The sequence below is a fragment of the Vibrio sp. 1167 genome, assembly GCF_033340375.1.
In the GTDB taxonomy this organism is placed as follows: domain Bacteria; phylum Pseudomonadota; class Gammaproteobacteria; order Enterobacterales; family Vibrionaceae; genus Vibrio; species Vibrio alginolyticus.
The window spans coordinates 83,362-95,558 of record NZ_JAWOWK010000013.1; the positions used below are offsets into that span (position 1 = coordinate 83,362).

Annotated in this window: 14 protein-coding genes; 2 read left to right on the forward strand and 12 right to left on the reverse strand. The window is 44.5% G+C overall.

All coding sequences use genetic code 11. The features are described from left to right. Nucleotides 1–26 precede the first annotated feature (26 nt). Nucleotides 27–653, forward strand: coding sequence for a DUF2726 domain-containing protein (locus R7Z78_RS20555; RefSeq protein WP_258618127.1), 627 nt, complete (start codon nt 27–29; stop codon nt 651–653). A gap of 39 nt (nt 654–692) precedes the next feature. On the opposite strand, the gene R7Z78_RS20560 is transcribed toward R7Z78_RS20555, so the two are convergent. From R7Z78_RS20560 to R7Z78_RS20595, 8 genes are all read right to left on the reverse strand, one after another. After that, nucleotides 693–2,045 (reverse strand): secretin N-terminal domain-containing protein, encoded by a 1,353-nt coding sequence (locus tag R7Z78_RS20560; RefSeq protein ID WP_169644006.1) that lies wholly within the window; start codon nt 2,043–2,045, stop codon nt 693–695. Nucleotides 2,046–2,062: 17 nt separating this feature from the next. Then, nucleotides 2,063–3,136, reverse strand: coding sequence for a zonular occludens toxin domain-containing protein (locus R7Z78_RS20565; RefSeq protein ID WP_029856202.1), 1,074 nt, complete (start codon nt 3,134–3,136; stop codon nt 2,063–2,065). Beyond that, nucleotides 3,136–3,495 (reverse strand): DUF5455 family protein, encoded by a 360-nt coding sequence (locus R7Z78_RS20570; RefSeq protein ID WP_025501660.1) that lies wholly within the window; start codon nt 3,493–3,495, stop codon nt 3,136–3,138. The genes R7Z78_RS20565 and R7Z78_RS20570 overlap by 1 nt, the downstream gene beginning before the upstream one ends. Then, nucleotides 3,495–5,120 (reverse strand): methyl-accepting chemotaxis protein, encoded by a 1,626-nt coding sequence (locus R7Z78_RS20575; protein ID WP_318116983.1) that lies wholly within the window; start codon nt 5,118–5,120, stop codon nt 3,495–3,497. Before R7Z78_RS20575 ends, R7Z78_RS20570 begins: the two co-directional genes overlap by 1 nt. Before the next feature lie 77 nt (nt 5,121–5,197). Beyond that, nucleotides 5,198–5,461 (reverse strand): major coat protein, encoded by a 264-nt coding sequence (locus R7Z78_RS20580; protein WP_169644008.1) that lies wholly within the window; start codon nt 5,459–5,461, stop codon nt 5,198–5,200. Between the two features lie 269 nt (nt 5,462–5,730). After that, entirely contained in the window at nt 5,731–6,036 is a 306-nt protein-coding gene (locus R7Z78_RS20585; RefSeq protein ID WP_005389159.1) for a hypothetical protein, read from the reverse strand. An 83-nt stretch (nt 6,037–6,119) separates the two neighbouring features. Continuing rightward, nucleotides 6,120–8,150, reverse strand: coding sequence for a replication endonuclease (locus tag R7Z78_RS20590; RefSeq protein ID WP_169644010.1), 2,031 nt, complete (start codon nt 8,148–8,150; stop codon nt 6,120–6,122). A 3-nt stretch (nt 8,151–8,153) separates the two neighbouring features. After that, nucleotides 8,154–8,771: a 3'-5' exonuclease gene (locus R7Z78_RS20595; RefSeq protein WP_169644012.1), complete on the reverse strand. Its 618-nt coding sequence runs from the start codon at nt 8,769–8,771 to the stop codon at nt 8,154–8,156. Between the two features lie 183 nt (nt 8,772–8,954). On the opposite strand from R7Z78_RS20595, the gene R7Z78_RS20600 reads away from it, so the two are divergent. Beyond that, a complete protein-coding gene (locus R7Z78_RS20600; protein ID WP_169644014.1) occupies nt 8,955–9,323 on the forward strand; it encodes a DUF3693 domain-containing protein in 369 nt (122 codons plus the stop codon). 286 nt (nt 9,324–9,609) lie between these two features. Here R7Z78_RS20600 and yciH read toward each other — a convergent pair whose 3' ends face one another. The 4 genes from yciH to R7Z78_RS20620 form a co-directional block, all read right to left on the reverse strand. Continuing rightward, entirely contained in the window at nt 9,610–9,921 is a 312-nt protein-coding gene (yciH, locus tag R7Z78_RS20605; RefSeq protein ID WP_104976088.1) for a stress response translation initiation inhibitor YciH, read from the reverse strand. Nucleotide 9,922: 1 nt separating this feature from the next. Then, nucleotides 9,923–10,309 carry a DUF3319 domain-containing protein gene (locus R7Z78_RS20610; RefSeq protein ID WP_005376294.1) on the reverse strand — a complete coding sequence of 129 codons (387 nt, stop codon included), beginning with the start codon at nt 10,307–10,309 and terminating at the stop codon, nt 9,923–9,925. A 128-nt stretch (nt 10,310–10,437) separates the two neighbouring features. After that, complete coding sequence (locus R7Z78_RS20615; protein ID WP_053349883.1) at nt 10,438–11,427, reverse strand: D-alanine--D-alanine ligase; 990 nt, start codon at nt 11,425–11,427, stop codon at nt 10,438–10,440. Between the two features lie 149 nt (nt 11,428–11,576). Continuing rightward, nucleotides 11,577–12,146 (reverse strand): SPOR domain-containing protein, encoded by a 570-nt coding sequence (locus tag R7Z78_RS20620; protein WP_005390018.1) that lies wholly within the window; start codon nt 12,144–12,146, stop codon nt 11,577–11,579. Between the last annotated feature and the right edge of the window lie 51 nt (nt 12,147–12,197).

The following is a 12,197-nucleotide window of genomic DNA, read 5'->3' on the forward strand; positions in this document are numbered from 1 at the left end:
TCATTTTTATGAGTGAGGAACAGAAAGTGCCTGAATTACTGATACTTATATCCTTAGCGTGTATAGTGTATCTATTCACAAAGAAGGGAAAGAAACCTAAACGTAGGCTTAACGAATGGGAACAAGATGCAGCGGTTAGAAGACCAAACAGCGTACATTCTTTTGAACCCAAAGTTGTAGAAAAGAACCCAAAGATAGTCGAAGTGGCACTGCCGAAGACTGGCAATAAGACTAATTCTGTACCTCACAAGAAAAGTACATACTTGGCCACCAAGACAGAGCGCAGATTCTATAGGGTGTTGCAGGAGCTTATACCTGATGAATATGTGATTCATAGCCAAGTTTCATTGATGGCGTTAGTTCAACCGACCAATTTTAAAGATAACTCTCGAACTTGGGCTAAAAGAATGGACTACGTGATAACGGATAGAGACACAAAAGTCTTGGCGGTCATCGAGCTGGATGATTCATCTCATAGGCAGAAGAAGAGACAAGAACGAGATATATACGTAAACAATGCACTTAACGGACACCATCCGTTGCTTCGGTTTGAAGCTAGAAGCTCTTATGACAAAACACATATCGCAACCGTGTTAGAACGTGACACGATAATAAAGTGTAGAGAATTGGAAAACGCATTACAGTACAGCTAAAGCAGAGCCGAACAGCAATTGTTCGGCTTTTCTTTTAACTCAAAGTATCGTGGTTCTTATCGTTACTTTAAGTTCTTTATCTACCGTATTGGTCTTTTCTGACCGGAATAAAGCACCAAGCAACGGCACATCCATCAAGACAGGCACACCGCTTACAGAGTCGCGCTGCTCTTGGGAAATCAAACCACCTAAAGAGATCGTTTGTCTGTCTTTGACCTTGACCACCGTTTGCAGTGTTCGCGTATTGGTGATGATGTCGGATGCGATAGAGGAATCCGTTACCGAGTCGGACTTTTGCATAATCTGCAACACAACATGATCACCAATCACATGCGGTACTACCTCAAGTGACACACCCACGTCCTTACGTTCGATTTGTTGAACTCGATTACCGCCGTCAGTTACCTCAGACGAGGTGAGGAACGGGACGTTCTGACCAACCGTGATGTAACCGCGCTCCCTGTCCATAATGAACATGTTTGGTCGCGATAAGAGCTTGGTATTCTGATTCTTTGAGACAGCTTTAATAAGCGCATTGAAATCACCGCCCTCATAGAACAGTAGGTTATCAACGGCTTTCTTAATTGCGGTAGGCTGCGAAACAAAGCCAGCCTCACTCAGTGCCAAATCCATATTTACACCGACTTCCTGAGAATCACCGAGCTCAGTTTCGGTAATTACCGCCTCGATAAAGACTTGCTTTTGTGGTCTATCAATCCCTTTTATGAGCACATCGATGTGCTTCAATTGGTTCTCAGAGCCAGTCACGATAATGCTATTTGTGGTAGGCAGTACCTCAACCTTGTAATTCTTAATCGCTTTGTTGTTCAGTGTTTGATTCTGCGTCGCAGCAAGCATCGAGGAAATCAAATCAACGACCTTGGTATTTCGAACATTCTCAAAGAAGTACAGCTTCACTTGAGAGGGTTCGAACGTCTCCACCTTGTTAGCATCGGCAATGATGGTAAAAACGCCGTGGTCATGCGTAAGCTCGTAACCATGCGCACGAAGTACCGAAAGGAAAAAGGCAGGATAGTCCTCATCTTTCAAATCCGGTGCGGTAAAGCTGACCTCACCAGTGACACCATGACCGAGCACAACTGTGTTTCCAGTGTGAACCGAGAACCACGATGCAAAGTCTCCAATCGGTGTGTTTTTTGCCTCAAAAGGCGCAGAGCTTGCGGCAAAAGAAGGCGAGCTGAGCAGGGCGCACGTAAGCAGTAAAGTGGTAATGCTTGATGTGGAAAAGTTGGAACAAGCCGTTGTTTGTTTCTCAACTTTACCACAGCGCATGATAAGTAATGAGCGCGCAAACAGTGAGCCTCCGGCGCAATATAATTCTTTTTGTATTTCTGAAAGAAAAGCTGTGAGTTTTGCGATTATCCATGACATAAAGCGCACCTTTTTCCCTAGCACATGACTTTGAATGATTGACCGTTGCCACTCACCGTAATGGAGCAAGAGCCGTTAGATTGAGCCGTAAAGCCTTTTGCGTATAGTTGCGACGACGACAGACGCACATCGTCCTTAACCAGCACAAAAGACGGGGCAACGTTTGGGGGATTCATTGAAGATTCGATTCGATAGCCATCGAGCAAATCACTCAATGACTCGCGAGGCACTGCGGCTTGAGCCGTTTCGGGTTCCGTCGACATGTTCGGCGTGCCAACTAAGGTGAACACCGCAAACGAGACGGCGACACCTGCCGCAAACACACTGAATCGAGAGTATTTGCGGAGATAGATTTTCGTAATGCGCATGATATTTCTCAACGTATACGGGACAGTGTAACGTCCGTGGGTATAGTAGGGCGGCAATACTGAATAAACGCCGTCCTCATAGTTGTTTCTAAACATCTGCTTAGTGTCGTAAGAGCTGTATAAGTCCGTGCCCCAAAGCATCCATTTGTCGACGGTGAGCGAGTTTGCGTTGTCACCATATTTCACAATGCCAACGTGCAGCTTAGGCATTTTCAACTTGAGTTGACCGAGTGTCATAACGGATACCGCAGTCGAGATGATAGGGACTTGAAGACGGTCCAAACGACGACAAAACACGGTGTGTTCAGCCAGCGCGAGACGCGCTTGTTTATCAACAATCGAAATGTCTTGAACGATGAAAATGACATCCCATCCAAGCTTTCGAATATGCAAAAGGTGATCAATTAACTTTTGTCGATTCTTGTCGTTCCATGTGCGCGAGTTAAACCACGTTCCGCACTCATCGAGCACAATCAAGCCGTCTTTTTTGGTGTCATAGCTCTTGTTTGCCGAACCAATCACCATCAAATCTTCCACTTGAGGCTTGTCCGGCAGACGGTAAAGGCGAGTGTTGCGCTTATCGCGTCCAAGCATTTCTTTCAAGTTGATATCGAGGTTTGTCGCTACAGGCACACCGCGCATAAACGCCTCGCGAATCTTACCGACTGCTGTTAGCGTTTTGCCTGAGCCGAGCTTACCCGTGACAAAGTAGACCGATGCCATTACGCCGCCCTCACAATCGCGTAGAACTTCCACTCCCACACCCAACGAAGCAGACGCGCAGAGTAAATCGCACTGACACAAGGCACGGCGTTATTAGGGATGAACATACCCGCTGCTTGTGACCACATTGGAGGCGCAACATAAGACAGACCCATTGCAAGGGTGTAAATTGCCAAGGTGAGTGTGACGGTCAAGCCGATTAGCAGCGTTAAAATAACCAAGTTGATCGTGACGTTTCGTGCTTTCGCAATGAAGAACCAACCAAATAACGTGGTCGCTATCTGAGAGATAAAGGCAACCAGAGCAGGGAGGCGCAACGCCGTCCCAATGGTACTGACAATTGGTAATAGCTGAATCATTAGTAATATCTCCCCGAACCTGGCTTGTTACTTGGTACAGGCGTGACCTCAGTCAGCAAGATTTCAACAAGCGTCTTAATCGTGTAGATGTAAATCAGAATTGAGATGATCATTTTGAGTTTCTGCGAAAACTCACAAGAGATAGAAGCGCGACCACCGCCAAGCGTGGGGAAGGATAGATTCATGCAGGGCGTTGGCTTAGGTAACACACTCAAAAACGAATCCGATATAGCATTAATATGCCCCTCAGATTCCGCCGTCAGATTCTTCTCAATCAAATCGTTAGCCGCATCGGTCACGGTCTTTTCATAGGAACTCATCGCACCGGACACGGCTTTATCCGCTTGAGTCAGCACATCACCGACATAATCCGAACCTAAACCATGAGGGTTTTCACAATAGTTGTTTTCCTCGGTGGGCTCACAAGGCTTGAGGTCGTCGAGCTTATCCGATAGCTCTGCAAATCCATCAGCATTCGTGGTTTGCAATTCATCGAGTCCCTTAACCACCTCACCAACAGAATTGGTGTTTCGATTGACCGCCGTCGTGATGTCACCGTTAGCTTGCTGAATCAGCGCCTTAGTGTTTTCGTAAATCTTGTTGTCGTTGATTTGCTGCTTTTGAATCGCTTGGGTGTTAGTCACCATCGACGCATTAAGCGCAATGATTTGGTTTTGAATATCAGCGCTCGATTGATTGAGGTCGACATTTAGCGCGTTGAGTGCTTTGTTCACATCCGAATTAAGCCCTTTGATTGCACCAACTACTGCCGTGTCAGTGTTTTCATCTGTGTCAGGGTCTTCAACTTCTGGCTCATCTTCGGTATCCGGTGGATACACTGTATTGGTTGAATCGTCAGGGAGCACGCTAGGGTCTTCGATATCACCCGTTGGGTCGTCGGGGTCGTGAATCGGGTCATCAGGAATAATAGGGGTGTCAGGACCATCTTTACCCCAAAACAGCGTACCACCATCACACTGATTACCAGTGAATTGAAACTTACCGTGACAGCGAGTGTTTTGGGTAAATTCGCCCGAATCTACATCGGTACAAAGCGTAGTGTCATTTGGAATACGCTCAAGCTCACAACGGGTTGCGCCAAAATCGCCATAACATGCCCCCGTGACTTGCTCACCATAAACATAAGCCGACCAATGAAGTGATTGAGTGTCATTGATGGATTGCTTGAACTGGCAAGCATCCATACAAGTGCCGTCAGGGTTTTCACCAAACTCACACGCAGGAACGATAGGTTCACAGGTGTAACCATCACCGTCTTTTACTTTTTCATGGTCTGCTGGACACTTAGCAGTATCATGACGGAACCATACAGTTTGAATTTTCGGGAAAGAAGAGCTGTCGGTATTACACATTATACGTAAGCCGAACTCATCGCTATCCATGTAACATGACTTAGTAGAGAAGTCTTTGTATCGAACAAACTTATTTTCATAACAAGAGACATAAGAATAAGGATTAACTCTCATCCCCCTAGACAGTTTGCAGTCGGGATAAGCGATAACATCCCTCACAGCGTAAGTAGGTTGAGCAGCACTTACATTAAAAGCACTAAACAAAACACCCAGTAAAATAATCAGTGACGCTATGCTTTGTTTAATGTTCATTTGTAAATCTTCCTCGTGAAAAATAACGCCCCCATTCGGAGGCGTTGACCAATGGGTGTATAAAGCAGTCGTTAGAATTACGTTGCTTTGTTTGCACCTTTCTTGAATAGCTTGATGCCAATGAAACCAACCGTTAGTGGAACAGCGATGGTCCAAGTAGAGGCGAGCATGTCAGTAACATACGTGCTTAAATCAGCGAATGCTTGCGCTGCCTGATCTGGCAATGCTGCATGTGCACCAGATGCTGCCATGAGAAGTGCACCACCAAATGTCGCACGTTTTGCTGTTACTACTGCGCCAGACTTAGCCATTGCTGCGCGTACTTTGCTTTGCTTTTCCATAGTCTTATTTCCTATGTGTTGTTTATGAAGAAGTTGAAACCTCAGCCGCTTTCTTGAATCCGAGAATGTGGAAACCAATCGAGAAGCCAAGGATAAATGCTGCCCCAAAACAGCCGAGCATGAACTCTATTGACAGCATTTATCTTTGTCCTCCGACTATCCAACCGAGCGCAACTAACAAGAAGCAAATGCCTAAGAACACCATTAACTGAAAGTTATCGAGTCGAGCCATTAGCTCTGCAAATTGCGTCTCGGTCATGATTTAGCCCTTACTTTTCGTTTAATTGAGGTAGGGCGTAGAGGTGGAAACCGTCGATAGAGACGTGTTTACCCTCATCGTTACCAAAGCTGAATTTCTTGTGTTCCACATCAAACATCATGCGATTACCCACACAGCGCTTGAGCAGTTCGCCAGCCTTGCCGTTTTCCCAAAGCTCAGGAGACACACGCACTTCAATTGTGTCTGTTGGATTGGTCGTGATGAGACGCAGCTTGCCGTTTTGCTTTTGTTCGCCATTACGGTCTGTTTTGGTTTCTTGAACGATGTCCGAAACATCTAGAATTAAACCTTCCATTCTCATAGTGTTTTGCCCTTATTTTTACGTTGTTGGTTAGTTGAAAATTGAAATGACAGTTATTGACACAAGTCCAAGGGAAATTAATGCATCATGTCGGGCGGGGCTGCGCCCACCCAACACGACGCATTAATTTCCTGAGGGTCAGTGAGCAACAGCGCTTCCATTTCGTCATAGAGCGCTAGGTGCTTTTCGTATTGTTCGTAAAGGTCGTCATACATACGCTCGTATTCTTTTTCACGTTCTAGCGCGTCAAAGTAATCGACCACGTTAGACATGATGCCTTGTTGAGCACGGATGAATTGCTCTTTGTTCTCGGTCTTCCAAGTACGGAAGCGAGTCGCGATAAAAATCTTATGGAACATCAAGCCATTCAAACGCGCTTGAGCCATATCACCGTAGCGAGTCGATGAATATTCACCGCCCGAAGCAATCAGTTTTTCGATAGAGGTTGAAACGGAGTATTCCGCTTTTACTGGTTGGTCTTTGCGCTTAACGAACACACCGCCCATTGCGTAACAAAACGCTTTCCAGTCGCCCTCATCAGCAGAGCGGCGAACCTTTTCTAATAGAAAGTGTTCGTCTTGAGATAAATCTGTAAACAAAGCATCGTCCTCTTTGAATTCATCACGAAGACGACGAAGCTCACGCCATACCGTGACAGATGGACCACCAATAAATTGAAATTGACGAATTTGATTCACACGCGCCCAAGTCACGACACGTTCCGCCGCATCTGAGCCAGACAAAGACGAACCTTTGTCAGAATCAATGTGTTGACCGTCGATGTTTTTGCTCAGGTACTTAGCGACATAACCAACGGCTGAACCTTGCGACCAGTCGATAACCTCCGCCTTGAAACGGGCTTTCTTTGCGCCTTTTTCGTCAGGAGAGTCAGCCATAGCAAGACGACGAAACTCAGACGTCACAAATTTGCGTGCGGATTTTTCCATGAACAGCAACAAGTGGTGATGCGGCGTGCCGTCTTGGTGAGGCTCGACAATGCGCATCCCGTAAACCTTGATTTTGCTCTTATCAATCGACTTGCGAAGATTCGCCCAAACGCCCATAAGGTAAGCGTGAGCCGCTTTCGCATCAGGCTTGCCAGCCTCAAGCCATTTCGGGTTGATGTCACCCTTAGAAACAGAGTGGAAACGAGACGGAGCCGTTACCGTGAAGAACACCGCATCGTGATTCGATTCTTGAGCGATTTCCTCAAAGCCACGCAGACGAACGAACATTTCAGCGCGGCGAATCTCAGCGTTAGAAACCGATTTAGCGGATAGCTCGCTGAGTGTGAAGTAGTTAGAAGGGTCAGCCTCATCGTAAGCAATCGTGTTTTCTAGCGCGATACGGTTAGACGTATTGCGGTCACGTTGACGGTTTAGAGAAAAATCCGAGCAGTAAACTTGCTTACGGCGTTGAACAAGCGCTAAATCACGCGCAACACATTCAACCTCGTAAGCACATTTACGGCGCAGTTGACGAACAAGCCAATGCTCATCAAGAGCACGGTTCACCAATGCGAAAAGTTCACAGTTGTTTTCTGCGTATTGAATTTGCTCAGGTGAGAATGCCAAGCCTAATGAATCAAGAAGCTGACGCGCTTTATCAAAACGCGCTTGTGATTCTTCAAGCGGAATTGCACTTAACACGCGAGAGAAGTCGCGTGATTTGCGCTTGGCTAGATTGGTAATTTGTTCATCAGACATCGCGTAGCTGTAGCCGTGCTCAGTCAAGCGGTCGTGAGCGTCGTTAACTGCGCGAACGGCTTCCAGAGCGTTGCGTGTTTTCAGAATGTCGGTGTAAGCGCGTGTCATGTGTCGAGCGAAGTCGCCGTTACGGTGTAATGATTTCGGCAAGTCCAAGCAAGGATTAGAAGCAGGGCGCTCAATAAAATCTGACAAGTCGTGTGAGTAGATTGACGCACTCATTGCCGATTTCACAGCCGACGGAATGAAATCCTCAGGCGTTGTGAATCTGTGGTCGACGTACTCAAAACGATGGTCAAATAAGTTATCAGGAATATGCTCACATGAAGCCCAAGAATGGACAGGAACAAAATCAATCCACTCTTGTTTGCCGGACGCTAAATCAATAACAAGTTCACGCATCGGTTACGCCTTACAATCCGTGACGCGGTCACACTTTTGATTGTTTTGGTATTCAATCTTTGAGTTAACGGCATGAATCAATCGACGAGTCATTTCACAATCGGCCAGGGCTCGGTGTGCGATTAAGTCGGACACATCAACATGCTGTTGGGCACAGGCATTAGTAAGAGATTGCCACTTGTAGTCCTCATGATATTCATTCCAAACACCGTAAAACTCTGCGTACCAAAGCATTGCGCACTGAGGAACACAGAACTTGAAAAACAAATCGTGAACGGATTGAACGTAAGCGGCGTTACAGTGCTTATCCAAAGACTGGATAATTAAGCGTGTATCAAAATCTGAGTTGTAGATGATAATGGGACGACCGTTAAGAAGTGGAAGAAAACGGTTGGAGAACATCAGATGAAAGTCGGGCGCGTCTTTAACGTCTTCATTGGTGATGCCATGAATAGCTGTAGCGTCAGCAGGAATCGAACACGTTGGTTTAACAAGTTCATTAACGATAACTTTGCCGGAATCAGCACAGATAGCAGTGAACTCAACAATTTCTGCGTCAGCTCCTAAGCCAGTAGTTTCTGTATCGATAATGATCGCATTTTCAGTAGGAAGTTTTTTCATAGCAACACCTTGACTAGTTGAGAGAACGACCGCCAAAGCCAAGCGCGAAAGCGTCAAGGGCAAACGCCCAGAGCTAGGCGGTCTTAATTGCGATTTATGGCAATCCTAGTTGCGACTAATGGCAACTGCAAGATGCGATTTATGGCAACTTTGTGGCTACAATGAGAAGAAATGGAGGTTCTTATGTACACAGCTGAACTAATTAACGCCTACAAAAAGGCGAAAAACTACGTACAAGATAAGCAGGTTGCGCACGATTTGAATCTAGACCCGCCGAAGATTAGTAAAATTCGCAAAGGTGTTAGACAACTTACTGATGAAGAAGCAGTTTTTCTCGCACACGGCGCAGGTATAGACCCTGAGATCGCGTTACTAGGATGTCACGCTGATCGCAATGAAAATCCAGCGATAAAAAGCATGTGGGAAAGCATTGCAAAAAAGTATAACGGACTTGGATTATCAAGCATTTCAATGATTTGTGCCGGATTAGCCTTAGTGATTGCAAGTCCACAGGAACCACTATTACAGTGCGCATTATATGTGTTATGTTAAATAGTCTGGGTTTATGGTTAGGTTCATGACTATGCTTAAATCAACCACTTACCAACCAGATCACGTACTTGCCAATTTATTATGATGAGTCTACGATAACTTCATAAGTAAAAATTATGTGGTTTTCGTTAGGTTCATAAATAAGTTTATTTAACAGTATTCTGATTTACCATAAAATAGCTAATATCGATCTATCAATCTACGATTGCTTGCTCTTCAATTAGCAACTTATAAAAAATGGCGTCTATTTCTTTAGACGCCATTTTTGTTTACTGGAAATATTAAATTAGCCACCGGCTAATTTGACTGTCATGCCTTTCTTTTCAAGATGTGCCTTGATCTTGTCTCTAGCATCACCTTGAATCTCGATATTGCCATCTTTTACAGAGCCACCACAGCCACAGACTTTTTTGAGTTCTGCCGCTAATAACTTTAAAGGTGCATCATCCAAGTCTAAACCTGTAACAATGCATACGCCTTTACCTTTACGGCCTTTCGTTTGGCGCTGAATCCAAACAACACCATCGCCTTTAGGGCGAGATACTTTTTCTTCTTCCGGTTTAATTCGACCGGTTTCTGTTGAATATACCAGAGTCATTCTATTGTTTCTTTTGTTGTTGAGCTTGCATCGCTTTTTGCTTTGCAACCAAATAAGCTTCGATATGGCGTTGAATAGCGGCTTTACTGCCCTTAATCAGTTTACCATTAAACATACAGTACCAAGAGTTAGGTTGGCCTGTATCGTTTTGAATAGTATAGCCGTTAAAGACCTCTGATTTTGCAACACCAGTTTGCTGCACTCTTTGTCCGAGTGAAGCAAACTCTTTGGGATCAATAATCGATGCGGTGTCACACCACCAATCAATGCTTTTCTTTACCGCCGTCAAACTGCCCTGTAAAACGTGGTTCTTGATTTTAACCTTCCAAACACTGCCATCTGATCCGACTGACTGCAGGTTAAAACCTCTATAATTTGAAATCGCCATACCACTGAGTCATCTGTTTAATGCGTTGATATAATCATAATTGCTACTGAGCAATATTCAAATACGGCTTGAATAATCCTTGCTCTAGAAAACAACTTGTATCATAAAACGCGTCTCGATAACGTTAATCACTTTGCACTGTTTATACAATCTTCCAAGAACTCATGAAATTTGTGCCCGTTGTTTTGAAGCATTTTAGGGAACATTGAGATCGGAGTCATTCCTGGAAATGTGTTTACTTCGTTTAAGTAAATCTCATCATCTTCCGTTAGGAAAAAGTCGATACGAGATAAATGACGAAGATTCATTTGTTTAAATACCGTCTCTGACGCGTGTTGGATGGAATCTAATTGTATTTGAGTTAGATTCTTCGCCTCAACTTCTGTGAGCGAGTGACTTGAACTGCTGTACTTTTCATCGTACGAGTAAAAAGCACCATCAGGCGCGATGACCTCGCCTGGCTTAGTGATATGTAGTTGGCCATTCATCTCATATGCAGCAACTTCAAGTTCTCGAGGTTTTACTGCTTTCTCAACCAACACTTGGTCAGAAAACCCAAAAGCATCATTTACTGCATTAGAAAGCTTGTCTTTTTCTATGACACTGTAACAGCCAACGGAAGAACCTTGGCGAGCGGCTTTAACAAAAACTTTTCCCCACTTTTCAAAGGCTTTATGAGCTTGAACGTGAGCTTCTTCATCGTTTCGCGTTAAGAATAAGTATGGCGTATTGGGTATGCCAATAGCGTCGTACCAAAGCTTAGATGTGATTTTATTGAAACTATTGCTACTCGCTTCTGGCCCGCAGCCAAGATAAGGAATACCTGCGATTTCAAACAGAGATTGAATGTCGCCTGTTTCGCCAGGAAAACCATGTATACAAGGCACGATGAAATCAATGGTTTGATTAGATTCACTTGAGCACAACTGCTTGGTATTGAGATCCAAGTAAACCAACTCACCTTGGTTGGTCATCCAACCTTCGTTTTTTATTTCTACGCGTGTAACGTGAACGTCTTCAATAAGATTTAGTTGTTGTTCGACAAAGTTTGCAGACAATAATGAAATCTCGTGCTCAGAAGAGCCACCGCCGCATAGTAAAAGAATATTTTTAATCATGAATCCATCTTTCCGTGACCTACAAAAGATACTATTTATTATGATAAACCTTTGAAGTGTGACGTACAGTAATTTTAATGTGAGGAATGTTGTTCGAATAGGATTTGAGCAAATAAATAAGGGAGCTATTCGCTCCCTTATTTGATGTGTTAATTTAATTTGTTAAGCGTTGGGTAAGCTGAGTTTTTGATTGCATCAATGCTTTTAACAAATGGTCTTAACTGCTGAAATTGAGCTGGCAAAGTCGAAATCGCTTGCTTGGCTTCTGCGCTTGTTGCGTAGTCTCCGTATAAAACTGAGAACCACTTAGTACCGTTTACAACTTTGTAGTTTTCCCAAATTGGCTGACCGTTCTGTGGCAGCTTATTTGCAAACTGATCGACTTTAGCTTGGCTACCCACAGCTGCGACTTGAATGGTATAGCCGAATCGTTGAATGCCAGCTTGCTTTTTACTTGGTGGTACGATCTTAACTGGCTTCGCCTGCTCTTTTGGCGTTAGCTTGACTACTTTCTTTTCTTCAGGCTTTGCCGTCATTTTCACAACAGTTGGTTGTACGTCTTTTTCTACTACAGCGTTTTCAGACGCCATAATTGGTTTAGAGATACGATCTGATTTGTAGTCCTCTCGGTAACTTTCTGAGGTCACATCCGTGATGTAAGTTTCAGATGCACAAGCAGAAAGCAGAACTGACAAGCCGATGATTGCGATTTTTTTCATGAAGTAACAAATGCTCTGGATAAATATTACGATAAATCATGCCGATAGCAG

Coding starts and splice junctions, on each gene's coding strand:
- R7Z78_RS20560 (WP_169644006.1), bottom strand. CDS start 2,045: ATGTCATGGATAATCGCAAAACTCACAGCTTTTCTTTCAGAAATACAA.
- R7Z78_RS20565 (WP_029856202.1), bottom strand. CDS start 3,136: ATGGCATCGGTCTACTTTGTCACGGGTAAGCTCGGCTCAGGCAAAACG.
- R7Z78_RS20570 (WP_025501660.1), bottom strand. CDS start 3,495: ATGATTCAGCTATTACCAATTGTCAGTACCATTGGGACGGCGTTGCGC.
- R7Z78_RS20575 (WP_318116983.1), bottom strand. CDS start 5,120: ATGAACATTAAACAAAGCATAGCGTCACTGATTATTTTACTGGGTGTT.
- R7Z78_RS20580 (WP_169644008.1), bottom strand. CDS start 5,461: ATGGAAAAGCAAAGCAAAGTACGCGCAGCAATGGCTAAGTCTGGCGCA.
- R7Z78_RS20585 (WP_005389159.1), bottom strand. CDS start 6,036: ATGGAAGGTTTAATTCTAGATGTTTCGGACATCGTTCAAGAAACCAAA.
- R7Z78_RS20590 (WP_169644010.1), bottom strand. CDS start 8,150: ATGCGTGAACTTGTTATTGATTTAGCGTCCGGCAAACAAGAGTGGATT.
- R7Z78_RS20595 (WP_169644012.1), bottom strand. CDS start 8,771: ATGAAAAAACTTCCTACTGAAAATGCGATCATTATCGATACAGAAACT.
- R7Z78_RS20600 (WP_169644014.1), top strand. CDS start 8,955: ATGTACACAGCTGAACTAATTAACGCCTACAAAAAGGCGAAAAACTAC.
- yciH (WP_104976088.1), bottom strand. CDS start 9,921: ATGACTCTGGTATATTCAACAGAAACCGGTCGAATTAAACCGGAAGAA.
- R7Z78_RS20610 (WP_005376294.1), bottom strand. CDS start 10,309: ATGGCGATTTCAAATTATAGAGGTTTTAACCTGCAGTCAGTCGGATCA.
- R7Z78_RS20615 (WP_053349883.1), bottom strand. CDS start 11,427: ATGATTAAAAATATTCTTTTACTATGCGGCGGTGGCTCTTCTGAGCAC.
- R7Z78_RS20620 (WP_005390018.1), bottom strand. CDS start 12,146: ATGAAAAAAATCGCAATCATCGGCTTGTCAGTTCTGCTTTCTGCTTGT.